Below are 23,541 nucleotides of genomic sequence, written 5' to 3'. Positions count from 1 at the left end.
GCGGCCCCCTCAGGCGATCTCGTGACGGAAGTCGGCCGGCGCGGGCCGCTCGTGCCCGAGCGGCATGATCAGCAGCGGCGCCTCCCCGGTGCCCGCGAGGCCCAGCCGCTCCACGAAGGACACGTTGTCGAAGCCGAGCGCCACGCCCGCGCCCACCGACAGGGCGGAGGCCGCGAGGTAGAAGGTCTGGGCGACGGCGCCGGCGGTGCCGACGGCGATCCGGTAGCCCCGGCCGCCGACCGCGTCCAGGACGGCCTCGGTGCGGACGGTCGGCACGAGGACGGCGCCGGCCTGCTCCAGGTTGTAGTTGGCGAGGAAGTAGTTCTCCTGGAGGAAGTCACCTTGTGCGCCCGTGACTTGGAGCACCAGTTCGCCGCTGTCGGGGTCGTAGGCGTACGCGCCCGGCTCGATCCCCTCGACGTGGTTGACGAAGACGTACAGCCGCACGAGCCGATCGGCGCCCGCACTGTCCGGCCCCCCGGTCCCGCCTGCTCCCTCGCCGCCGAGGGAGGTCGCGGCGCAGGCGGCGAGCACCGCCGACAGCTCGGCGGGCGTCACCGGCCGGGCCGCGTCGAACCGCCCGAAGCTGGAGCGGCGGTCGCGCAGCACCCGCCGCACCGGTACCTCGGGCAGCGCGGGGGAGGGCAGTGCCACCCGAGGCCCGCCCTCCGGCAGCGGCCGGACGGCCGCCGCCGCGAGCGCCCCCGGCGCGGGCCGCGCGGTGGCCCCGGCGAGCGTCGCCGCGTGCATGGCCCGCACGGTCGGGAACCCGATGACGGTACGGGACCGCTCCAGGTCCCGGTGGAGCACGGCCGGATCCGGCCGTGCCGCCCGCGCGCGTACCGAAGCATCCCCCATGGGCCCAGCCCCAGCCCCCACCCCCTTCCACCGCAGCGGCACCACCGCGAAGACCGACTCCTCCTCGCTCTCGGCGCCGAGGAGCCCGTTCAGACGGGGCTCGTCGAACCAGAACAGCGGGTCGAGGTCCATCCCGTGGGCGGCGGCCCAGACGCGCCAGGTGCCCACGAGGGTGCCGACGTCGGTGCAGACCACGTGGAAGCCGAAGCTGTTGTACTTGAACGCGGTCTGCCAGTACTTCACGGAGAGCAGCAGGTACTGGTCGGTCTCCCGCGCCTCCGCCGGCGCGTCCGGGCCGAGCGCCTCGCGGACCCGGTCGGTCACGTCCCCGGTGAGCAGCCGCTGCACGGCGTGCCGCTGCACGTCGTAGTGGTGGAGGCCGGGGGTGAGCGGGCCGGACGGGCCCGAGGCCCAGTGGACGGCCACCGGGTAGAGGCCGCCGCCGCCCGCCGTGCCGCGCGACCAGTTGGCGTGGGTGTACAGCGGCAGGCCGGGCAGGTCGCTGTTGGCCTGGATGCCCAGGCGGCGGCCGGTCAGGCCGTAGGAGTCCTTGAGCATCGCGGACAGCAGCGGCAGCGTGAAGCCGGCGTCCGCGTCGGCACCCGCGGCACCCGCCGCGGCTCCCGGCGCCGGGAGCAGCCCGGCCGCGGCCGGGGCGTCGGCGAGGTCGTCGCCGTCCGGGAGGGCGTACGGCTCCACGCCCGGGTAGAACTTCCCCTTGCGCGGGGCGTCCGGCCAGTCGGGGACGAAGTCGGCGGGTTCCATCGGGACGCGGCCGCGGTGCAGCACGGCGTCGGCGTACTCATGGGCGTACCCCATGGGGTCGGCCCCCTTTCGGACGTTCGGAAGGCGAGCGGGTCGGGCGGGCGGACCGGCCGGTCACGGGAAGGGATGCGGGGCGGGGTTGAGCCCGGCGGGGCCGAGCGCCGCCCGCATCCGGGGCATGTGGCGGGCGCGCTGCCGCGCCCAGCCGAAGTCGATCGGCAGCAGGCCGGGCACCAGGACTTTCACCGTGTGCAGGCCGAGGGCCCGCTGCTCGGGCAGGGTCTGGTCGACGACCACCACGTCGAAACCGGCCGCCGCCACCGCCTCAACCGCCCGCAGCAGGTCGTCCCGCAGATCGGCCGAGGCGACCGCGCCCGTGGCGTCGGGCCAGGCCAGGTCGGCCACGGCCAGCGCCGGGCGCGGTGACTCCTGCCGCAGCAGGAAGTCGGCGTACCGGCCCATCTCGGGGATCCCGTACAGGATCGGATGGTCGTGGAGGCTGGTGACCAGGTCGAAATCGGCGGCCATGGCGCGCAGCCGGGCCTCGTCGCGCCGGGTGCGGCCGGTCAGGTTCACCGCGTCGGTGGCGATCTCGCACAGCGCCGAGTCGAGCGCCGACTCGGGGTCGAGCCCCGCGCCCGCCCCGAAGCACATGCGTCCGGTGCCGCCGTCGACGCGCTCGGCGCAGGCGGTGACGACCGGGATCGGGAAGCCGATCCGGGTGTCGAAGAACCGGGCCCGGTAGCCGTACATCGCCAGCCGGTCCACCATGTGCCGGGTCGAGCGCCGGGTGCTCGTCGCCGGGTCGATCTCGCGCAACGGCGCCTGCCCGTACCAGGCCAGCAGGAAGGCGTCCCGCTCGACGACCTCCATCAGCCCGAAGTAGGCGGCCTCCTCCGGACTCCCTCCGGAGGCGCAGCCGTTGGAGCTCTCCTGGACGAACCGGTGCTCCAGACCGGGGGCGTGGTAGTACGCCAGCACCTCCGGCACCGGCCGGGGCCGCGCGTCCCGCAGCGACCAGCCCCACACCCAGGGGATCGGCCGCGTCGTCGAGAACGGCGTGACCCGAGGGTTGGCGTGGTAGAAGGCGGCGTCGTACAGCCCGGTCTCGCGGGGGTCGACGGCGACCGGCCCCAGGTCGTCGAGGGAGGCGACGAGCAGGCCGGACCGCCCGCGCGCCCGCATCCCCGCGTACCGCTCAAGGCCCTCAAGCACTCCGATGCTCCGGCTGCGCGCGTAGCTGTCGGCGTGCCCGCCCCAGAACGTCTCGCGCAGATACTCGCCGGAGCGGGTCGAGAAGCAGCCGACGGTGGCCGAGGTCGTGGTGGACGCCACGTCGAAGACCACGGACGGACCGACCGCCCCCCAGTGCGGATTGGCGAACGCGTCCTCGGGCAGCCCGAGTTCCCCGACCGGCCGCACGCGGAAGGCCCCCGGCCGGTACTTCGGCGCCGGACCGGGTATCAGGGCCGCGCCCTCGGCGGTGTCGGGCACGGGCCGCGCGCACGAGGGGCATTCCGGGTCCGGGACCAGCGGGTGGGTGCGTACGGTGAGGGCGTCCAGGTCGAGCAGGCGGACGGTCGGGTACGGGCCGGGCTCCGGGCCCCGTGCGGCCGCCCGGGCCACCAGCGCGGCCACCGCCGTCGCCGCGAACGGGATCCCGTACGGCCACGCGCCCGCCGCCAGGGTCCCGCCGCCCAGCTCCAGCCCCTCCCGCAGCGCCACCGACCGCACGCCCTGCCAGCGCCGCTCCAGACAGGTCGCGCAGCCGGGCGCGCCGTCCGCCGAGGGCCAGGGGCCCACGAGGATCTGGCGCCCGTACAGCCGCACCGGCAGCCGCCCGTCCGCGACGACGCCACCGGAGGCGTACGCGTCGGTCAGCCCCAGAGGTGCCACGTCGGTCGCGAGATCGCAATCGAACTCCGCGAGAAATGACGCCAGTTGGAGGGAGAACTGGTCTGCGGTGTCCGCCTGAGGTGGCAGGGTGTCAGTCGGCATCGGCGGCCGCCCGGGTCAGCAGCACGCGGACGGTGACGATGCCCGCCGTCGGCAGGTCGGCGGCGTGCGTGGGCACGACGAACGCGTCCCGCCCGGCCGCCGCGAGGCGTTCCAGGACCCGCGTCCACTCCACCCCGGGGCCGTTCCCCTCGGCCGGACCGGCGGCGGTGACGAGGACGAGCGCCGGGTCGAGGTCCCGCAGCAGCGGATCGCCCGGATCGGCGGCGAGCGTCGACTCGCCGTCCTCGGCGGCCAGTTGGGCCTCTCCCAGGAGATCCCGTACGGCGTCCACGGCCGCGCCCGGCAGGTCGAGCGCGGCGCCGACCGCCCACCGGCCCGCGCCGTCGCCGGTTCCGGCCGTGCGGGCCAGCACCACCGAGGCGCCCGAGCGGGCCCGCTCGCCGAGGTCGAGGAGTTCGACGTCGAGGTCCAGGAGCGCCGCCGAGCGCAGCAGGAAGGTCAACTCCGGGTCCTCGCCGAGGACATCGGGCGCGAGGACGGCAACGTCCCCCGCGCCGGCCACCGCCCGGCGGAGCGCGTCGTGGGCGAGCGCCGACAGGAGGCCGGCGGCCGTCGCCTCCGGCAGGTCCGTACCCGCCCCGGCCCCGGCCCGGGTCGGCTCGAAACGGCGGTCGGCGTTGGCCGGGCCGAACGGCCGCACGGCCCCGGCCGGGACACGTACCGCCTCCTTCGTCAGCAGCGAGACCGCGGCCGTCCAGCCGACGCCCCCACCCGAACCGCCCGTCCCCGAAGCGACGGTGAGCAGCTCGGGGGCCACCTCCGGCAGCCCGTCCAAGGGCTCGCCGGGGACGGCCGCCGGCACCACGTGCTCGGCGTAGACGCAGGCCGCCGCGGACAGCGCCCGCAGCCGCGCCCCGGCCGTGTGGTGCACGTCGAAGGCGGTGATCGTACGGGTGCCCCGCGCGCCCAGACCCAGGACGACGGAGCCCACCTTCAGCGGCGTCTGCGTCAGCGGCTCGTCCGCGTAGGCGCGGAACACCCCGGCGTGCGGGCGGACGAGGGCCGAGCGGCGCTCCAGCTCGGCCAGCGGACCCTGGGCCGCGTCGTCGTCCGGCGCGGTGGCCACGGTCGGCAGGAAGGCGGGCCGCGCGGGCGCCGACCCGAGGTCGACGGGCTCCGGCGCGGCGGCGGGCCCGGCGCAGAACGGGCAGCGCGGGTGCGGGAGCAGCGGCTCGGCGGCCACGTCGAGCGTCGCCGTGTGCTGGATCAGCAGCTTGTCCCGGGTCTCGGCGGGCAGCACGCCCGTCGTGAGCCGGAAGACCTCGTAGCCCAGCAGGTTCCCGACCATCGCGGCCAGCGGACCGGTCGGCTGCGCCCCGGAGGCGCCGAGGGCGAGCCCGCTCCACAGCTCGGCGGCGTCCGCCGCGTCCCCCGCGCCCCCCGCGGAGCCGAGCCGCAGCGCGGCGCACGCCCAGCAGGTGGCCGATCCGTCGTTCATCACCGGCCCGGCCACCACCCGGTCGCCGAAGGTCCAGGCGGGGAGCAGCGCCCGCCCCTCGGGCACACCCGCGCGCAGCAGCTCCAGGACGGTGGCGGGCGCGCTCGGACCGGCGGCGGCCACCACCAGGTCGTACCCCTCGTAGGCGGCCCAGCCGGTGGCCCCGGCGGGGAGCACGGACAGGTCCACCGGGCAGCCCTCGGCGGCGAGTTCGGCCGCCTCGGCCCGTACGGCGGCGAAGTCCTCCGGGGCGGTGGCGCCCGTCCCCTCGGCGAGCGCGGGCTCGACGCCGATGGCGGCGCAGCCGTTGCGCAGCAGCGAGAGCACGCACCAGCGGGCCACCGGCCCGTCGCCGAGGACGGCGACCCGGGTGGCGCGGTAGCGGGCGAAACGGGCGTCGGCCCCGTCGGTGTAATGGTCGACGTAGGCGATCTGCGGGGCGAAGCGGGCGGCGGCGGCCGGGTCGGTCGCCGGGCCGTCCGCGTCCTCGGCGGGCGCGGGGACGGGACGGGCGAAGCCACGCGCGTAGAGCGCCTTGACGAGTCCGCCCACCATCGCCTTCTGCCGGTCGCCGAAGCCCGTACAGATCTCCTCGACCGACCGGCTGCCGTCGAAGTGCGGCAGGAGGAGGGTGGCGAAGCGGTAGCCGGAGGCGCCGGTGAGCCGGAAACCGCCGTCGGCGTTGTGGAAGATGACGCCGTCGGGCGTGCGGGTGTACAGGACATCGCGACGGACTCGGGGCCGGGTTCCGGCGACTTCCGTGTACGACGGGGAGGTCATGCGTGCGTCACACCTCTCGTTGCGGTGCGGGCGGGCCCGGGGTGGTGGGGCCGGCCGCTCGGGGGGCGGGGTGGGGCGGGGTGGGGCTGGTGGGGCCTGGGGGAGGGGAGTCGGTGCGTGGGGCCGGCGGGCCGTCAGGGGGAGGACCGGCCGGTGAGGGAGTGCGTCAGCGCAGGGCGGCGGGCCGGGGCGGTCGCAGCAGCGCCTGCGGAGGGCCGCCGGGCGGGCCCGCCGCGCGCCGGGCGTGGGCGCGCAGCAGCGCGTGCGGGCGGAAGTCCCCGGGCAGGCCCTCCTCCAGGAAGCCCGCGTCCAGGAGCCCTTCCAGGATCAGCTCGGCCGTCTCCGCCGGGACGCCGAGGACGCCGGCGGCGCGGTCGGCGGTGAGCGGGTCGTACGGGGAGGCCGCGAGCCGCAGATGGGCCTCGGCGAGCGCGGGGGAGAGCCGGCGCAGGGCCTCGTCGAGGCGCTGCGGCACCGAGGTCCGGGGGTCGTCGGCGAGGCTCAGCCGGCCGGCCGGGTCCTGGCGCAGCCAGTCGGCGTAGGCGGCGAGCCGCAGCCGGGGCCGGGTGAGGAGCCGGGCGGCGGCGATCCGCAGGGCGAGCGGGTGGTGGCCGCAGGCGTCGGCGAGGTGGCGGATCGCGGCGGGTTCGGCGCCGGTCCGCTCGCGGCCGAGGGCGGAGGCGAGGAACGCCTCGGCCTCCTCGGGGGCGAGCACGCCGAGCCGGTGCACGGCGCCGCCGTGGGTGGCGACCAGGGCGGCGAGCCCGGTCCTGCTGGTGACGATCGCGGAGGCCCCGGCGTGCGCGGTGAGCAGCGGGCGGACCTGGTCGGGGTGGACGACGTCGTCGAGGACGAGGAGCGCGGCCCCCGCGCCGGAACCGGCCCCGGAACCGGGGACGCCGACGGATCCGGAACCGGCCACGCCACGGGACACGCCACCGGCGGCGTCGGGCAGCGCGCGGCGCAGCTCGGCCGCCGCGTCCTCGGCCGTGCGCGGGGTGCCGTCGGCGTGGGTGAGCTGCACCAGCGCGCTGCCGCCCGGGTGGTGAGCGGCCACCAGATGGGCGACGTGGAGGGCGAGGGCGGTCTTGCCGATGCCGGGGGCGCCGGAGAGGACCGCGACCGGAGCGCGGCCCTCGTCGCCGGCGCCCCCGGTGAGCAGCCGGACCAGCGCGGCGACCTCGGCCGCGCGGCCGGTGAAGCCCGGCACCGTCGGCAGGGGCGCGGCGGCCGGGGCGTGCGGAGCGGGAGCCGGGTGGGCGGGGCTCGGCAGGGCGGGCGCGGGTATGGGGGGCTCGGTGGGCCCGGCGGGTGCGGGTCTTCGCCCGCTGGAGACCGGGCCGAGGTGTTCGCCGCGCAGGATGGAGAGTTCGAGACTCTGGAGCTCGGACCGGGGGTCGACGCCGAGCCGGTCGCGCAGGTGCTCCTTGACGCGCCGGTACTCGGAGAGCGCCTCGGTCTGCCGGCCGAGCCGGTACAGGGCCGTCATCAGTTGTTCGGCGAACCGTTCGTGCGCCGGGTATACGCGCGTAACCTCCCAAAGATCGACGAGGGCCTCACGACATCGGCCGTGCTCCAGCTCGATGTCGACGACCCGCTCCAGGACCCGCAGCCGCTCCTCGGCGAGGCGCGGCACCTCGTCCCGGTGGAGGAGGTCGGAGGGCACGTTGGCGAGGAGCGGGCCCTGCCAGAGCGCGAGGGCGCTCCGCAGGGTGCAGAGCTCGGAGTCGGGGTCCTCGGCGGCGGCCCGCTCGACGAGCCGGCGGAAGTGCAGCAGGTCCAGGGTCTCGGCGTCGGCGTCGATGCGGTAGCCGCCCGCGACCGCCACGACGGCCTGGTCCTCGATGCCGTACTTGGCGAAGAGCCGGCGCAGCCGCAGGACGCAGCTCTGGAGGGCTGCCTTGGCGGTGGTGGGCTGTTCCTCGCCCCAGACGGCCTCGCGCAGCCGGTCGGTGGAGACGATCGAACCGGGGCGGACGAGCAGCGCCGCGAGGAGAGCCGTCGGCTTGGAGGGCGGGAGCACGGCGACGTCCCGCCCGTCGGTGATGCTCAGGGGCCCCAGCAGTTGGAATCGCACGTGTTCTCCGTCTTCCCCGAGGGACGTACCCGGCCGCTGATCGAACGGCCGGCGATGCGTGGGCGTGCGAAGGGCCGTCGGCGGTCGGCGACGGGTCCCTCCGGTGGGTGCGCGGCTGTGGTCGGACGGGGCCCTAGGGCCGGGCGGAGCCGTGCCGGTGGGGGAGCGGGGTCGGGGGCCGAGCGGGGACAGCGGGCATGGGGGAACCACCGGGGGAGCGGAGGGGCGGGGCGATGCGCTGGGCGGTCGCGGCCGGGGGGCGGCCGGAGGGTGGGGGGCGGGCATGGCCCTGGTCGGCGGCGGGGCCAGCACGGAAGGTACAGGCGGCGCGCCCGGCGCGGACCAGGGGCCGTGGGCTTCCGGCCATGTGCCGTCGCGCCGTTGACGGCGGCCGCCCGGGTGTGCGGGGGCGGGGAAGCGGAGTCCGGCCGGGACGGCAGGTGGTGAGGTCATGGCCAAGGCCGCCCGGTATCCGGACGCGGGGAGGCGGATCTCGCCGCTCACCGGAGAGGCGCCGGGCCCTTCGTCCCGTCCGGCAACAATGGCCGCTTTCCGACCAACCACCTCGGCCGAGACGCGTCGGGGCGGCTCAGGACGTGGAGTCGAGCGCGACCCGGGCCAGCAGCGGCAGGTGGTCGCTCCCGGTGGCCGGAAGGGTGCGGACGGCGGGGACATGGGCACCCCGGGCGAGGACCTGGTCGATGCGGGCCAGGGGGAAGCCGGCCGGGTAGCTGAGGGCGAGACCGCGCTCGGGGGAGGCGAGGCGCGAGGTCAGCGGGGCCAGGCCCCGGTCGTCGACGGTGCCGTTGAGGTCTCCCGCGAGGACGACCCGGCGGGACGGCTCCGCCGCCAGGATCCGGCCGAGCCGGGCGGCGCTCTCGTCGCGCCGCGCCGAGGCGAGCCCGCCGGGGCCCAGCCGGACGGACGGCAGATGGACGACGTACGCCGCCACCTCCCCGTACGGCGTGCGCACCTCGGCCCGCAGCGCCCGCTGCCACGGCTCCGTGATGTCCCGGGGCCGGATGTCCAGGGCCCGGGCACCGCTGAGCGGGTGCCGGGACCAGAGCCCGACCGTGCCCTGGACGGAGTGGTACGGATAGGCGGGCGCGAGGGCCTGCCGGTAGACCGCGAGCGCCGGATCGACCAGCTCCTGGAGGGCGACCAGGTCGGCGCCGCTGTCCACGAGTGCCCGCGCGGTGCCGGCCGGATCGCCGTTGTCGTCGGCCACGTTGTGCTGGACCACGGTGAGTTCCCGCTCCCCGGCGGCGGGCGCGGGCAGCAGCAGCGGCCCGAACACGACGCCCCAGGCGACGACCGGGACGAGCAGCACGACCAGCGCGGTACGGGCCCGCCGGACCACCGCGCAGAGGAGGAGCAGGCCGGTGAAGGGCCCGAGCCAGAAGAGAAACGACTCCAACAGGCTGCCCAACCGCCCCGGGGTGTTCGGCACGAACCGGTGCAACACGAGCACCCCGGCGGTCACTACACCGACCCCGGAGAGCATCCACCCGCGCCTGCGCCCGCCGTCCGCAGTGCGCCGCGCGGCCCACGGCCACCGCGCCGCCGGTTTCCCTTCCCGCCCCGCCATGTGCATCCGCCCTTTCCCCGGTCGTCCCGCGATCTTCCCCCGGCGTCCCTGATCAGGACGTTCGTGGCCGATCGGCGGTTGCCGACCGTTTGGTGGGCTCTTGGAGTGGGCATGCCAGCGCGCGATCGTGTCGTTCGCCGGGCGGGGGCGCCCCGCCAGTCCCCGCCCCGCCACGAGACCCCACCAGGGAGCCGGAGTTGAAGACCACGCGTCGCGTCACGAAGGGTGCCGCCGTGCTCGGCAGCGCCCTCGCCCTCCTCCTCGCGTTCCCGGGCGGCGCCCTCGCCGCGCCGCCCGCCGCGCTCCCCGCGAACGCCGACGCCCTGGAGCGGGCCTACCAGCCCGCGTACGACTACGACACCGACGGCTGCTACCCGACGGCCGCGATCGGGCCGGACGGCACGCTCAATCCCGGGCTCAACCCGTCCGGGACGGTCAGCGGGCAGTGCCGGGACTCCTGGGACCTGACCGCCACCAACGGGTACGCCCGCTCGCTGTGCGACAACGGGTGGTGCGCGGTCCTCTACGGCCTGTACTTCGAGAAGGACCAGGCCGTGTGGGGCAGCGGGCTCGGCGGCCACCGGCACGACTGGGAGCACGTCGTCGTCTGGATCCAGAACGGGCAGGCGCAGTACGTCTCCACCTCGAACCACGGGTCCTTCACCGTCCACGCCCGGGACCGGATCCGCTGGGACGGCACCCACCCGAAGGTCGTCTACCACAAGGACGGCATCGGCACCCACTGCTTCCGTGCCGCCGACGCCGACGACGAGCCGCCCGAGAACCACCAGGGCGCCTGGCAGTACCCCGCCCTGGTGGGCTGGAACGGCTACCCGCCCGGCATCCGCGAGAAGCTGAGCCAGGCCGACTTCGGCAGCGCCGTCTTCGGGCTCAAGGACGGCAACTTCGCCGCCCACCTGGCGAAGGCGAAGCCGGCCGGCATCCCCTTCGACCCCTACGCGTAGGCCCCGTCCCGTACGCCCCGTCCCGTACGTCCCGTCCCGTACGTCCCGTCCCGTACGCCCTGTCCCGTGCGCCCTGTCCTCAGGTGGAGACCCGGTCCCGCAGGGCGGTCTGCCAGGCGGGCGCCGGGATGCTCGGCGCGGGTTCGGGGCGCCGGCCGCCCTGGGCGAAGAAGTCGACCAGCGGGAGGAGCCCCGCGCCGACCGTCACCGCCTCGGGCCCGAGCGTGCCGAGCGCGATCTCCGTGCGCCCGCCGGGGTGGCGGAGCGCGTACGCGCGGGCGTGGGCGCTGACGGCGGCGAGGAAGCGGGCGCCGAGCTGGAGCCCCGCCCAGCCGCCGACGAGGATCCGCTCGGGCTGGAAGAGGTTGATCAGGTCCGCCAGGCCCGCGCCGAGGAACTCGGCGGTCTCCTCCAGGACGGCGAGGGCCGCCCCGTCGGGGGAGCCGTCCCCGGGATACGCGGCGGCGAGCATCGCGGTCAGCGCGGTCTCCTCGTCGGCCCCGGCCGGCGGCTCGCCGCCCGCCTCCCGCCACCGTTCCAGCAGCGCCTCGGCGCCCGCGTACGCCTCCAGGCAGCCCTGCGCCCCGCAGCGGCAGCGGCGGCCCCTGACCCGGACGGTCAGGTGCCCCCACTCCAGGGCCCGCCCGGGCCCCAGCGGATCGGTCACGACGCAGGCGCCGACGCCCGAGCCGAAGAGCACCACGACGGCGCTGCCCGCGCCCCGGCCGGAGCCGAACCACATCTCGGCCTGGCCGAGGGTCTTGGCACCGTTCTCGATCCGGTACGGCACCTCCGGCGGCAGGTCCACCGCCTCCCGCAGCAGCCGCTCCAGCGGGACCGCGTCCCAGCCGATCGTCTGCCCGTGGACCACGGCCCCGCGCTCCGGGGTGCGCTCCACGATGCCCGGGACGCCGATGCCGACGCCGAGCAGCCGTCCCGCGTCCACCCCGGCGGTCCGCAGCACCTCCGCGATCCCGTCCCGCAAGTGGCGCACGACGACCCCGACCTCGTACCGCCCGGTCCGTGGCCCCGAGGTCGCCAGCGGGCGCTCGGTGCGGGCCAGTTCGGTGAGCGCGAGGTCGAAGAGCTCGATCCGCACCCGGGTCTCGCCGATGTCGACGCCGATCATGCAGCCGCTGGAGGGTGCGATCCGCAGCAGGGTGCGGGGCCGCCCGCCGGCGGAGTCGACGCTGCCGGCCTCCTCGACGAGGCCCTCGGTGACCAGCTCCGCGACCACGTTGCTGATCGATCCCGAGCTGAGCCCGGTCGCCGGGCCCAGCATCAGCCGGCTCATCGGGCCGTCGAAATAGAGCCTCCGCAGCACCGCCGTCCGGTTCTCGCGCCGCAGGTCGCGCACCGTGCGGCCACTCTTCGCGTGCACTCTCGTCCCCGTCCGTCGTAGTCGTCGGCTGCAACATACCCGCACGACAAGCCTTGACGCGACCTTCTCATGGGGTTTAACTCACATCCTAAATTAAGCCGATGCGGCGGAGAGCGGTCCGGGCGCTCCCCCTGTCGGTACTCCCGCCTTCCCTGAAAGGGACCAGGAGCCATGCGCAGAATCAGAGCCGCCGTCACGGGTGCCGTCACCCTCTCCCTCGTTCTCACCGCGACCGCCTGTGGCGGCGGCGGGGAGGACACCGGCGGCCAGGCGTCGAAGACCCTCACCTACTGGGCCACGAACCAGGGCTCCAACCTGGAGGTCGACAAGAAGGTCCTCCAGCCCGAGCTGGACGAGTTCGAGCGCCGTACCGGCGTCAAGGTCAAGCTGGAGGTGATCCCGTGGTCCGACCTGCTCAACCGGATCCTCACGGCCACCACCTCCGGCCAGGGCCCTGACGTCCTCAACATCGGCAACACCTGGAGCGCCTCGCTCCAGGCCACCGGCGCCCTGCTGCCCTGGGACGCGAAGAACTTCGAGGCGATCGGCGGCAAGGACCGCTTCGTCGACTCGGCCCTCGGTTCCACCGGAGTCCCCGGCCAGGACCCGGCCGCCGTCCCGCTCTACTCGATGGCCTACGCCCTCTACTACAACAAGCAGATGTTCAAGGACGCCGGCATAGCCAAGCCGCCGACGACCTGGGACGAGGTGATCGCCGCCGGCAAGAAGCTCAGCAAGGACGGCAAGTCGGGCATCGGCGTCGAGGGCTCCAACCTCTCCAGCAACATCCACCAGGTGTTCGTCCTCGCCAAGCAGCACGGCGCCGACTTCTTCACCGCCGACGGCAAGCCCGACTTCACCTCCGACGGCGCCGTCGCCGCCGTCAAGCAGTACGTCGACCTCATGGCCACGCACAAGATCGTCGCCCCGGGCAACGCCGAGTACGCCCAGAACCAGTCCCTCAGCGACTTCGCCAAGGACAAGACGGGCATGGTCCTCTGGCAGACCCCGTCCCAGACCTTCGCCTCCCAGGGCATGTCCGAGGAGGAGTGGGGCGTCGCCCCCGCCCCCGTCCCGTCCGGCAAGCCGGGCACCGGCACCGCCACCAACTCCATGGTCGCCGGCATCAACATGGCCGTCTTCAAGAACACCAAGAACCTCGACGGCGCCCTGAAGTTCGTGAAGTACATGACCAGCGACGAGGAGCAGATCGCCCTCAACAAGAGCTACGGCTCCGTGCCGCCGGTCAAGACCGCCCAGAAGGACGCGGCCTTCTCCGGACCCTCACTCGCCGTCATCCGCGACACCCTCGCCTCCAGCGCCGCGGCCCTCCCGCAGGTCCCGGAGGAGTCCCAGTTCGAGACCGTCGTCGGCACCGCCGTCAAGGAGCTGTTCGCCGACGCCGCCGCCGGCCGGCCCGTCACCACCGAGTCCGTCAAGGCCAAGCTCGAAAAGGCCCAGCAGCAGATGCCCAAGAAGTAGGCACCGGCCCCATGACCCAGACCGCCGTCACCCCCGCGCGGGAGCCGGCGGTGCGCAAGGCCACACCCGGAGGGGCGCGCACCGCACGCCGCTCCGGGCGTCGCCGCCTCGCACTGCCCTACGTACTGCTCCTGCCCGCCCTGCTCCTCGAACTCCTCGTCCACCTCGTGCCGATGCTCATGGGCATCGGCATGAGCTTCAAGGAGCTCACCCAGTTCTACATCCGGGACTGGGCCGCCGCCCCCTGGTCAGGACTCGACAACTTCTCGGTCTCGCTCGACTTCGACGCGGCCGTCGGCCAGTCCCTGCTCAAGTCCTTCCTGACCACCTGTCAGTTCACCGTGCTCTCCGTCGGCCTGTGCTGGCTCCTCGGCACGGCCGCCGCGGTCCTCCTCCAGGAGAACTTCCGCGGCCGGGGCATCCTGCGTACCCTCTTCCTCGTCCCGTACGCGCTCCCCGTCTACGCCGCCGTCATCACCTGGGCGTTCATGTTCCAGCGCGACAACGGCGTCATCAACCACGTCCTCCACGACCAGCTCGGCATCGGCGACAGCCCCGCCTTCTGGCTCATCGGGGACAACAGCTTCTGGGCCCTGCTGATCGTCTCGGTGTGGAAGGGCTGGCCCTTCGCCTTCCTCACCGTCATGGCCGGCCTCCAGAACATCCCCCGGGACATGTACGAGGCCGCCTCCCTCGACGGGGCCGGCATGTGGAAGCAGATCCGGCACATCACCCTGCCGTCCCTGCGCCCCGTCAACCAGATCCTCGTCCTGGTCCTCTTCCTGTGGACCTTCAACGACTTCAACACGCCGTTCGTCCTCTTCGGCGAGGCGGCACCGGAAGCCGCGGACCTCATCTCGCTCCACATCTACCAGTCGTCCTTCCAGACGTGGAACTTCGGCACCGGCTCGGCCATGTCCGTGCTCCTGCTGCTCTTCCTCCTCGTCGTCACGGGCGTCTACCTCCTGCTCACCACCCGCGGAAGGAAGACCTCCGATGTCTGACGCCGCCCACGCGCGCGCCGCCCGGCCCCGCTCCCCGATGGCCCCGCCCCGCTCCTTCCTCTGGACCCGGCGGATCGTCCTCACCCTCCTCACCGCCTTCGTGCTGCTGCCGGTGTACGTGATGATCTCCAGCTCCCTGAAGCCGCTGGAGGACGTGTCGGGCAAGTTCGAGTGGATCCCCTCCGGGCTCACCGTGGCTCCCTACTTCGACATCTGGGAGACGGTCCCGCTCGCCGACTACTTCGTGAACTCGATCGTCGTCGCGGGCGGAGCCACGGTCCTGTCGGTGATCGTCGCGATCTTCGCCGCGTACGCCGTCAGCCGCTACACCTTCCGCGGCAAGCGGGTCTTCACCGTCACCGTCCTGTCGACGCAGATGTTCCCCGGCATCCTCTTCCTGCTGCCGCTCTTCCTCATCTACGTCAACCTCGGCAACGCCACCGGCATCGCACTCTTCGGCTCCCGCGAGGGCCTGATCCTCACCTATCTGACCTTCTCGCTGCCGTTCTCCATCTGGATGCTCACCGGCTACTTCGACTCGATCCCGCGCGAGCTGGACGAGGCGGCCAAGGTCGACGGCTGCGGCCCGGTCAAGGCGCTGTTCCGGGTGATCGTGCCCGCCGCCCGGCCCGGCATCGTCGCCGTCGCGATCTACGCCTTCATGACGGCCTGGGGCGAGGTCCTCTTCGCCTCCGTCATGACCAACGACAGCACCCGCACCCTCGCCGTCGGCCTCCAGGGGTACGCCACCCTCAACGACGTCTACTGGAACCAGGTGATGGCCGCCTCCCTCGTGGTGAGCGTGCCCGTCGTCGTCGGCTTCCTCCTCCTCCAGCGCTACCTCGTCGCCGGCCTCACCGCGGGTGCGGTCAAGTGACGTCCTCCCAGCCCCGTACCGCAGAAAGGCACCCCGTGTCCGACCCCACCGCCGCCCCGCTCGACCTGGCGGCCTTCCCGCCCTCCTTCGCCTGGGGCACGGCGACCTCCGCCTACCAGATCGAGGGCGCCGTCGCCGCGGACGGCCGCGCCCCCTCCATATGGGACACCTTCTCCCGCGTCCCCGGCGCGATCGACAACGGCGACACCGGCGACACGGCCTGCGACCACTACCACCGCTGGCCCGAGGACATCGCCCTGATGAAGGAGCTCGGCGCCGGCACCTACCGGATGTCGATCGCCTGGCCCCGCGTCGTCCCCGGCGGCGACGGACCCGTCAACGCCGCCGGACTCGACTTCTACGACCGGCTCGTCGACGGCCTCCTCGACGCCGGCATCACCCCCTCCGTCACCCTCTACCACTGGGACCTGCCGCAGGCCCTCCAGGACCGGGGCGGCTGGACCTCCCGCGAGACCGCCGAACACCTCGCCGCGTACGCCTCCGTCGTCGCCGGGCGCCTCGGCGACCGCGTCACCAACTGGGCCACCCTCAACGAGCCCCTCTGCTCCGCCTGGATCGGGCACCTGGAGGGCCGGATGGCCCCGGGCCTCACCGACCTGACGGCCGCCGTCCGCGCCTCGTACCACCTGCTCCTCGGCCACGGCCTCTCCACCGCCGCGATCCGCGCCGCCGCCCCCGGCGCCCGCGTCGGCCTGGTGACCAACCACTCCACCGTCGAGCCCGCCTCCAGCCGCCCCGAGGACCTCGCCGCCGCCCGCCGCATGGACGGACACAGCAACCGCTGGTGGCTCGACCCGGTGTACGGCCGCGGCTTCCCCACCGACATGCGCGAGCTGTACGGGGTCGAGCTCCCCGAGCGGCCGGGAGACCTGGAGACCATCGCCGCCCCGCTCGACTGGCACGGCCTCAACTACTACTTCCCGGTCACCGTCGCCGACGACCCCGAGGGCCCCGTCCCCCACGCCCGCGAGGTCCGCCTGCCCGACGTGCCCCGCACCGGCATGGACTGGCAGATCGAGGCGGCGGGCCTGGAGAGCCTCCTGATGCGGCTCACCGAGGAGTACGGCGTCCGCGAGCTGTACGTCACCGAGAACGGCTCCGCGTTCCCCGACACCGTCGGCCCCGAGGGCGCCGTCCACGACCCGGACCGCACCCGCTACCTGGAGCAGCACCTCGCCGCCTGCGCGAGCGCCGTCCGCAAGGGCGCCCCGCTCGCCGGCTACTACGCCTGGTCGCTCCTGGACAACTTCGAGTGGGCCTACGGCTACGACAAGCGCTTCGGCCTCGTCCACGTCGACTACGCCACCCAGAAGCGGACCGTGAAGACCAGCGGCCGTCGCTACGCTGAACTGATCCGCGCCCACCGGGAGCTGCGCGGCTGACCCGCCGGCAGCCGCGACCGTCCGGAAGGCCGCCCCACCGACGGCGGGGCGGCCTTCCGGCGGCGCGTTTGCGGTGCGCCGGTCAGCCGTCCGCGGCTAGTCCGCTCCGCTCCGTCAGCTCCACACAGGAGGAGAGCCCCATGGCCGACGCCGACACCGACACCGCCGCTCCGCACCGCCCGCCGGTGCCGGAGGACACCGCCGCACGGTTACGCCGGGTCCTCGGCCCCGTGACCATCGCCCGGAGCACACCGCTCACCGGAGGCATGTACAACTCCGCCGTCCTGATCGCACTGGAGGACGGAAGGCGGCTGGTGCTCAAGACCGCGCCCGAGGCGACCGTGCCCGCCCTCACCCACGAGCGGGACCTCCTCGGCACCGAGGTGCTCTTCCACCGCCTCGCCACACGGGCGGGGGTCCGGGTCCCCGACGTCCTCCACCACGAGCCCGTCGGGCCGGACAACCCCGCCGAGTGGCTGCTCCTCTCCTACCTCGACGGCACCACCTGGGACGCCGCCCGCGCCCGGCTCACCCCGACCGACACCGCCGCGCTGCGCCACCGGCTGGGGGAGGACCTGGCCCGCATCGCCTCCGTCACCGGACCGGCCCACGGATACCCGCGGCCCGCCCTCGGGCTCCGCGCGCCCGACTGGCCCGCCGCGTTCACCGCCATGCTCCACGCGATCCTCGCCGACGCGGACCGCTTCGGCGTCGCCCTGCCCGTCCCGGCCGGAGTCCTCGCCGGACTGCCCGCCCGGTTCGGCCACCGGCTCGCCGAGGTCGAGCGCCCCGCCCTCGTCCACTTCGACGCCTGGGCGGGCAACGTCCTCCTCGACCGGACCGGCGACGGCCCGTGGCGGCTCGGCGGCCTCATCGACGGCGAACGCGCCTTCTTCGGCGACCCCCTGGCCGAGTTCGTCGCGCTCGACCCGCACGGCGCGGCCGAGGACGACCCCGACCTGATGGCCGGCTACCGCTCCCTCGTACCGACCCTCACCCTCGACACCGGTGCCCGGATCCGCCTGGCCCTCTACCGCGTCTACCTCACCCTCGTGATGCGCGTGGAGGCCGCCCCGCGCGCCTACGACGGGGAGTCCGCGGCCTGGCTCGACACCTGGTCCGCCGAGCGCCTCACGGGGCAGGTCGCGCTGCTCGACGCCCTGGGGGCCTGAGCCGCGCGCCGGATCAGGCCGACTCCCGTACGACCAGGACCGGTTCGAAGACCTTCGAACCGGTCTCCGCCATGCCCGTGTCGAGCTGTTCGAGCAGCAGCCCGGTCATCGCGGCCGCCATCTCCTCCACCGGCTGGCGCACGGTGGTCAGCGGGGGAGCGGCGTCCCGGGCCGCCACCGAGTCGTCGAAGCCGACCACGGCGACGTCCTCCGGCACGGCGACGCCCCGCTCCGCGAGGAGGCGGCAGGCGCCGCGGGCCATCAGGTCGTTGGCGGCGAAGACCGCGTCGACGTCCGGGTGCCGGTCGAGCAGCCGGGCCATCGCGTCCCGGCCGCTCTCCTCGGTGAAGCGGCCCCGCTCCACCGGCACCTCGGTCACCCCGCGCGCGGCGAGGGCGGCCGTGAAGCCGTCGAGCCGTTCGCGCGCGGTCGGCGCCGACACCGGCGCGGCGATGGCCGCCGGCCGCCGCCGCCCGGCCGCCCACAGGTGCTCGGCCGCGAGCCGGGCGCCCGCGCCGTTGTCCAGGTCCACCCAGCCGCAGCGCACCCCGCCGCGCGGGCGCCCGAAGAGCACCGTGGGCAGTCCGGCCGCCACCAGCATCCCGGGCAGCGGGTCCTCCTCGTCGAGCGGCACCACGACCGCCCCGTCGGCGCCGCCGCGCCGCAGGTAGGCGACGAGCTGGAGGCGGGCCGGTTCGGACTCGGCGACGAGCAGCACCGGCTGCACCGCGCGCTCGCGCAGCACCGGGAGCACGCCGTCGACGACGCGCCCGAAGAAGGGGTCGGAGAAGAGGCGCGCGGTGAAGGAGCCGCCGGTCGCCGAGAGGACCAGGGCGACCGCGCCGGTGCGCCGGGTGACCAGGGAGCGGGCCGCCTGGTTGGGCGCGTAGCCGGTCCGGTCGACGGCCGCGCGGACCGCCTCCTGGATCTCCGGAGCCACGTTCCGCACGCCGTTGACCACGCGGGACACCGTCGCGCGTGACACCCCCGCCTCGCGTGCGACGTCCTCCAGCGTCGGTCCTCGATTCCCCATCCACGCACTTTATCGGTGCGGTGTGTCCGGTGGAGGTGCAGTCGGCGGCGCTCGGGCCCCGCCCTGTGATCGATGCTTAATGCAAGCCAAAAGAAAAGTCGTGTCACATGGCTTGACCGTCAACTCCGACCCCGGGCAAGGTTTCGGGAGAGCGCTCTCCCATGTGTCCGCCACGTTTCAATGAGGAGATCCATGTCCTCCTTTGGGTCCCCGCCGCCCCGCCGGCGCCCCGCCTCCCCACTCCGCCGTGCCACGGTCGGCGCCCTCGTCGCCTCCCTGGCCGGCACCCTGCTCGCGGTGGTCCCCACCACCACGGCCCAGGCCGCCGAGACCCTGCTCTCCCAGGGGAAGACGGCCACCGCCTCGACGGCGGAAGGAGCGGTCTTCCCCGCCTCCGCCGCCGTCGACGGCGACCTCGGCACCCGCTGGGCCAGCCAGTGGCAGGACGCCCAGTGGCTCCAGGTCGACCTCGGCGCCAGCCGGCAGCTCAGCAGAGCCGTCCTCACCTGGGAGGCGGCCTACGGCAAGAGCTACGAGATCCAGGCGTCCGACAACGGCACCGACTGGCGCACCGTCACCGCAGTCTCCGCCGGCGACGGCGGCACCGACGACGTCACCCTCTCCGGCTCCGGCCGCTACGTCCGCATGAACGGCCTCACCCGGGGCACCGGATACGGCTACTCCCTCTGGGAGTTCCAGGTGTACGGCTCCACCGACGGCACCGGCCCGACGCTGCCCGGCGGCGGCGACCTCGGCCCCAACGTGCACGTCTTCGACCCGTCCACGCCCGGCATCCAGGCCAAGCTGGACCAGGTGTTCCAGGAGCAGGAGTCGGCCCAGTTCGGCAGCGGCCGGCACGCCTTCCTCTTCAAGCCGGGCACGTACAACAACCTCAACGCCCAGATCGGCTTCTACACCCAGATAGCCGGCCTCGGTCTGCGCCCCGGCGACACCACCATCAACGGTGACGTGACCGTCGACGCCGGCTGGTTCAACGGCAACGCCACCCAGAACTTCTGGCGCGGCGCGGAGGGCCTGACCCTCAACCCGGTGAACGGCACCAACCGCTGGGCCGTCTCGCAGGCGTCCTCCTTCCGCCGCATGCACGTCAAGGGCGGCCTCAACCTCGCGCCGAACGGCTACGGCTGGGCCAGCGGCGGCTACATCGCCGACTCGAAGATCGACGGCCAGGTCGGGAACTACTCCCAGCAGCAGTGGTACACCCGCGAGAGCTCCATCGGCGGCTGGTCCAACAGCGTCTGGAACCAGACCTTCTCGGGTGTCGAGGGCGCTCCGGCGACCTCCTTCCCCGAGCCCCGCTACACCACGCTCGACACCACGCCGATCTCCCGCGAGAAGCCGTACCTCTACCTCGACGGCAACGAGTACAAGGTCTTCGCCCCCGCCAAGCGCGTCAACGCCCGCGGCACCAGCTGGGCCAACGGCACCCCGCAGGGCGAGTCGATCCCGCTGAGCCAGTTCTACGTGGTCAAGCCGGGCGCGACCGCCGCCACGATCAACCAGGCACTGGCCCAGGGCCTGCACCTGCTGTTCACGCCGGGCGTCTACCACGTCGACCAGACCATCAACGTGAACCGCGCCAACACCATCGTGCTCGGCCTCGGCCTCGCCACGATCATCCCGGACAACGGCATCGCCGCGATGAAGGTCGCCGACGTCGACGGCGTCCGCCTCGCCGGCTTCCTCATCGACGCCGGCCCGGTCAACTCCCCGGTCCTGCTGGAGCTCGGCCCGCAGAACTCCGGCGCCGACCACGCCGCCAACCCGACGACCGTCCAGGACGTCTACATCCGCATCGGCGGCGCCGGCGCCGGCAAGGCCACCACCAGCATGGTCGTGAACAGCGACGACACGATCATCGACCACACCTGGGTCTGGCGCGCCGACCACGGCGAGGGCTGGGGCTGGGAGACCAACCGCGCCGACTACGGCGTCCGCGTCAACGGCGACGACGTCCTGGCCACCGGCCTGTTCGTCGAGCACTTCAACAAGTACGACGTCGAGTGGTACGGCGAGCGCGGCCGCACGATCTTCTACCAGAACGAGAAGGCGTACGACGCCCCCAACCAGGCCGCCATCCAGAACGGCACGACCAAGGGGTACGCCGCCTACCGGGTCGACGACTCCGTGAACACCCACGAGGCATGGGGCCTCGGCAGCTACTGCAACTACAACGTGGACCCGACGATCGTCCAGGACCACGGCTTCAAGGCACCCGTCAAGCCGGGAGTGAAGTTCCACAGCCTCCTGGTGGTCTCCCTCGGCGGAATGGGCCACTACAACCACGTCATCAACGACACCGGGGCGTCCACCATCCCCGCCGGCACCTCCACCGTGCCGTCCACCGTCGTCAACTTCCCGTGACGACGGGCCGGGGCGCCCCGCGCCCCGGCCACCGACCCCTTCCGGGCGGCAACCCGTCCCGCTGTGCCGCCCGGAAGGGCACCACCCGCACCACCTCCCCCCTCCTCCGTGTCCGTCCTGGAGCCGCCATGACCGCGCACCACCTGCCCACGACCAGCCGCGTTCGCGAGCGCACCCGCACCACCGCCTCGCTCGTCTCCCTCGGCGCCCTGCTCGCCACCTCCCTGACGGCCCTCGTCGCCGCCCCCGCCTCCGCCGCCGAGACCCTGCTCTCCCAGGGCAGGACGGCCACCGCCTCCTCCACCGAGGGCGTCGGCTTCCCCGCCTCCGCCGCCGTCGACGGCGACCCCGGCACCCGCTGGGCCAGCCAGTGGACCGACGGGCAGTGGCTCCAGGTCGACCTCGGCCGCACCGCCACCGTCAGCCGGGTCGTCCTCAGCTGGGAGTCCGCCCACGCGACCGCGTACGACATCCAGCTCTCCGACAACGGCACCGACTGGCGGACCGTGAAGTCCGTGACCGGCTCCGACGGCGGCACCGACGAGATCGCCGTCACCGGCACCGGCCGCCACGTCCGCCTCCAGGGCGTCACCCGCGCCGGCGGATACGGCCTCTCCCTCTGGGAGTTCAAGGTGTACGGCGAGGAGGGCGGCACCCCGCCCCAGTCCGGCGGCGCCGTCCGCGTCACCGGTAGCCAGGGCAACTGGCAGCTGACCGTCGGCGGCCAGCCCTACACCGTCAAGGGCGTCACCTGGGGCCCGTCCGTCGCCGACGCCGGCCGCTACATGCCCGACGTGAAGTCCCTGGGCGTCAACACCATCCGCACCTGGGGCACCGACGGCTCCACCAAGCCGCTCCTCGACGCCGCCGCCGCCCAGGGCATCCGCGTCATGAACGGCTTCTGGCTCCAGCCCGGCGGCGGCCCCGGCTCCGGTGGCTGCGCCAACTACGTCACCGACACGGCGTACAAGACGACCATGCTCAACGAGTTCGCCAAGTGGGTCGAGACCTACAAGTCCCACCCCGCCACGCTCATGTGGAACGTCGGCAACGAGTCCGTCCTCGGCCTCCAGAACTGCTACTCCGGCACCGAACTCGAAGCCCAGCGCAACGCCTACACGACCTTCGTCAACGACGTCGCCAAGAAGATCCACTCCATCGACCCGGACCACCCGGTGACCTCCACCGACGCCTGGACCGGCGCCTGGCCCTACTACAAGCGCAACGCCCCCGACCTCGACCTGTACTCGATGAACGCCTACGGCGACATGTGCGGCGTCCGCGAGGACTGGGAGCAGGGCGGCTACACCAAGCCGTACCTCATCACCGAGACCGGCCCGGCGGGCGAGTGGGAGACCCCGAAGGACGCCAACGGCGTCGCCGAGGAGCCCACCGACGTGCAGAAGGCCGAGGGCTACACCCGCGCCTGGAACTGCGTCACCGGCCACCAGGGCGTCGCGCTCGGCGCCACCGTCTTCCACTACGGCACCGAGCACGACTTCGGCGGCGTCTGGTTCAACCTGCTGCCCGACGGCCTCAAGCGGCTCTCGTACTACGCCCTCAAGAAGGCGTACACGGGCAGCACCGCGGGCGACAACACCCCGCCCGTCATCACGAACATGACCGTCACCCCGTCCGGATCCGCCCCGGCCGGCGGCGAGTTCACCGTCCGCGCCGACGTCCGCGACCCCGACGGCGACCCCGTCACCACCAAGGTCTTCCTCAGCGGCAACTACGCCAACGGCGACAAGCGCCTCCTGGAGACCCCCTACCGGCGCAACGCCGACGGCTCCCTCGCCGTCACCGCCCCCGAGAAGCTCGGCGTCTGGAAGGTCTACATCCAGGCCGAGGACGGACGCGGCAACGCCGGCATCGAGACCAAGTCCGTGAAGGTCGTCGCCCCGCCGGTCGCCGGCACGAACCTCGCCCTGGGCCGCCCCACCACCGCCTCCTCCTCCCAGGCGTCGTACGGCGACTGCCCGTGCCCGGCGAGCAACGCCACCGACGGCACCACCTCCACCCGCTGGGCCAGCGACTGGAGCGACCCCCAGTGGATCCAGGTCGACCTGGGTTCGGTCCGCTCCTTCAACCGCCTCCAGCTCGTCTGGGACCCGGCATTCGCCCGCGCCTACGAGGTCCAGGTCTCCGACGACGGCCAGAACTGGCGCACGCTCCACACCCAGACCGCCGGCAACGGCGACGTCGACACCATCGAGACTCCCGCCACCGCCCGCCACGTCAAGCTCCAGCTGACGGCCCGGGGCACCGGCTGGGGCTACTCGCTCCACGAGTTCGGCGTCTACAGCTGACCGGC

The 23,541-nt window shown here is 73.9% G+C and carries 15 protein-coding genes; 8 read left to right on the top strand and 7 right to left on the bottom strand.

Annotation, left to right across the window (positions count from 1 at the left end):
* Nucleotides 1-9: 9 nt before the first annotated feature.
* The 5 genes from ACFXMG_RS13065 to ACFXMG_RS13045 form a co-directional block, all read right to left on the bottom strand.
* A complete protein-coding gene (locus tag ACFXMG_RS13065) occupies nucleotides 10-1,677 on the bottom strand; it encodes a nitroreductase family protein (RefSeq protein ID WP_383824494.1) in 1,668 nt (555 codons plus the stop codon).
* Nucleotides 1,678-1,737: 60 nt separating this feature from the next.
* Complete coding sequence (locus ACFXMG_RS13060) at nucleotides 1,738-3,621, bottom strand: TOMM precursor leader peptide-binding protein (RefSeq protein WP_383824497.1); 1,884 nt, start codon at nucleotides 3,619-3,621, stop codon at nucleotides 1,738-1,740.
* A complete protein-coding gene (locus tag ACFXMG_RS13055) occupies nucleotides 3,611-5,860 on the bottom strand; it encodes a TOMM precursor leader peptide-binding protein (protein ID WP_383824500.1) in 2,250 nt (749 codons plus the stop codon). Before ACFXMG_RS13055 ends, ACFXMG_RS13060 begins: the two co-directional genes overlap by 11 nt.
* Before the next feature lie 166 nt (nucleotides 5,861-6,026).
* Nucleotides 6,027-7,937, bottom strand: a complete 1,911-nt coding sequence (locus ACFXMG_RS13050) for a BTAD domain-containing putative transcriptional regulator (RefSeq protein WP_383824502.1) — start codon at nucleotides 7,935-7,937, stop codon at nucleotides 6,027-6,029.
* A gap of 589 nt (nucleotides 7,938-8,526) precedes the next feature.
* On the bottom strand, nucleotides 8,527-9,441 hold the full coding sequence (locus ACFXMG_RS13045; RefSeq protein WP_383824505.1) for an endonuclease/exonuclease/phosphatase family protein: 915 nt from the start codon (nucleotides 9,439-9,441) through the stop codon (nucleotides 8,527-8,529).
* A 281-nt stretch (nucleotides 9,442-9,722) separates the two neighbouring features.
* On the opposite strand from ACFXMG_RS13045, the gene ACFXMG_RS13040 reads away from it, so the two are divergent.
* On the top strand, nucleotides 9,723-10,490 hold the full coding sequence (locus tag ACFXMG_RS13040; RefSeq protein ID WP_383824508.1) for an NPP1 family protein: 768 nt from the start codon (nucleotides 9,723-9,725) through the stop codon (nucleotides 10,488-10,490).
* A gap of 79 nt (nucleotides 10,491-10,569) precedes the next feature.
* On the opposite strand, the gene ACFXMG_RS13035 is transcribed toward ACFXMG_RS13040, so the two are convergent.
* Entirely contained in the window at nucleotides 10,570-11,871 is a 1,302-nt protein-coding gene (locus ACFXMG_RS13035; protein WP_383824511.1) for an ROK family protein, read from the bottom strand.
* Between the two features lie 171 nt (nucleotides 11,872-12,042).
* On the opposite strand from ACFXMG_RS13035, the gene ACFXMG_RS13030 reads away from it, so the two are divergent.
* From ACFXMG_RS13030 to ACFXMG_RS13010, 5 genes are all read left to right on the top strand, one after another.
* Nucleotides 12,043-13,353: an ABC transporter substrate-binding protein gene (locus tag ACFXMG_RS13030; protein WP_383824513.1), complete on the top strand. Its 1,311-nt coding sequence runs from the start codon at nucleotides 12,043-12,045 to the stop codon at nucleotides 13,351-13,353.
* 11 nt (nucleotides 13,354-13,364) lie between these two features.
* Nucleotides 13,365-14,357: a carbohydrate ABC transporter permease gene (locus ACFXMG_RS13025; protein WP_383824516.1), complete on the top strand. Its 993-nt coding sequence runs from the start codon at nucleotides 13,365-13,367 to the stop codon at nucleotides 14,355-14,357.
* Between the two features lie 37 nt (nucleotides 14,358-14,394).
* Nucleotides 14,395-15,234: a carbohydrate ABC transporter permease gene (locus ACFXMG_RS13020; protein ID WP_383824538.1), complete on the top strand. Its 840-nt coding sequence runs from the start codon at nucleotides 14,395-14,397 to the stop codon at nucleotides 15,232-15,234.
* Between the two features lie 35 nt (nucleotides 15,235-15,269).
* A complete protein-coding gene (locus tag ACFXMG_RS13015) occupies nucleotides 15,270-16,637 on the top strand; it encodes a GH1 family beta-glucosidase (protein WP_383824519.1) in 1,368 nt (455 codons plus the stop codon).
* A 140-nt stretch (nucleotides 16,638-16,777) separates the two neighbouring features.
* Nucleotides 16,778-17,809 (top strand): phosphotransferase, encoded by a 1,032-nt coding sequence (locus ACFXMG_RS13010; RefSeq protein ID WP_383824522.1) that lies wholly within the window; start codon nucleotides 16,778-16,780, stop codon nucleotides 17,807-17,809.
* Between the two features lie 13 nt (nucleotides 17,810-17,822).
* On the opposite strand, the gene ACFXMG_RS13005 is transcribed toward ACFXMG_RS13010, so the two are convergent.
* On the bottom strand, nucleotides 17,823-18,842 hold the full coding sequence (locus ACFXMG_RS13005; RefSeq protein WP_383824524.1) for a LacI family DNA-binding transcriptional regulator: 1,020 nt from the start codon (nucleotides 18,840-18,842) through the stop codon (nucleotides 17,823-17,825).
* 192 nt (nucleotides 18,843-19,034) lie between these two features.
* On the opposite strand from ACFXMG_RS13005, the gene ACFXMG_RS13000 reads away from it, so the two are divergent.
* Complete coding sequence (locus tag ACFXMG_RS13000; protein ID WP_383824527.1) at nucleotides 19,035-21,227, top strand: discoidin domain-containing protein; 2,193 nt, start codon at nucleotides 19,035-19,037, stop codon at nucleotides 21,225-21,227.
* A 128-nt stretch (nucleotides 21,228-21,355) separates the two neighbouring features.
* On the top strand, nucleotides 21,356-23,536 hold the full coding sequence (locus ACFXMG_RS12995; protein ID WP_383824530.1) for a discoidin domain-containing protein: 2,181 nt from the start codon (nucleotides 21,356-21,358) through the stop codon (nucleotides 23,534-23,536).
* The last annotated feature ends 5 nt before the right edge of the window (nucleotides 23,537-23,541 follow it).

Source organism: Streptomyces sp. NPDC059201, from assembly GCF_042754585.1.
Taxonomy (GTDB): domain Bacteria; phylum Actinomycetota; class Actinomycetes; order Streptomycetales; family Streptomycetaceae; genus Streptomyces.
This window is presented reverse-complemented; position numbering and strand designations above follow the sequence as displayed.

Coding starts and splice junctions, on each gene's coding strand:
- ACFXMG_RS13005 (WP_383824524.1), bottom strand. CDS start 18,842: ATGGGGAATCGAGGACCGACGCTGGAGGACGTCGCACGCGAGGCGGGG.
- ACFXMG_RS13060 (WP_383824497.1), bottom strand. CDS start 3,621: ATGCCGACTGACACCCTGCCACCTCAGGCGGACACCGCAGACCAGTTC.
- ACFXMG_RS13045 (WP_383824505.1), bottom strand. CDS start 9,441: ATGCTCTCCGGGGTCGGTGTAGTGACCGCCGGGGTGCTCGTGTTGCAC.
- ACFXMG_RS12995 (WP_383824530.1), top strand. CDS start 21,356: ATGACCGCGCACCACCTGCCCACGACCAGCCGCGTTCGCGAGCGCACC.
- ACFXMG_RS13000 (WP_383824527.1), top strand. CDS start 19,035: ATGTCCTCCTTTGGGTCCCCGCCGCCCCGCCGGCGCCCCGCCTCCCCA.
- ACFXMG_RS13030 (WP_383824513.1), top strand. CDS start 12,043: ATGCGCAGAATCAGAGCCGCCGTCACGGGTGCCGTCACCCTCTCCCTC.
- ACFXMG_RS13065 (WP_383824494.1), bottom strand. CDS start 1,677: ATGGGGTACGCCCATGAGTACGCCGACGCCGTGCTGCACCGCGGCCGC.
- ACFXMG_RS13055 (WP_383824500.1), bottom strand. CDS start 5,860: ATGACCTCCCCGTCGTACACGGAAGTCGCCGGAACCCGGCCCCGAGTC.
- ACFXMG_RS13025 (WP_383824516.1), top strand. CDS start 13,365: ATGACCCAGACCGCCGTCACCCCCGCGCGGGAGCCGGCGGTGCGCAAG.
- ACFXMG_RS13010 (WP_383824522.1), top strand. CDS start 16,778: ATGGCCGACGCCGACACCGACACCGCCGCTCCGCACCGCCCGCCGGTG.
- ACFXMG_RS13020 (WP_383824538.1), top strand. CDS start 14,395: ATGGCCCCGCCCCGCTCCTTCCTCTGGACCCGGCGGATCGTCCTCACC.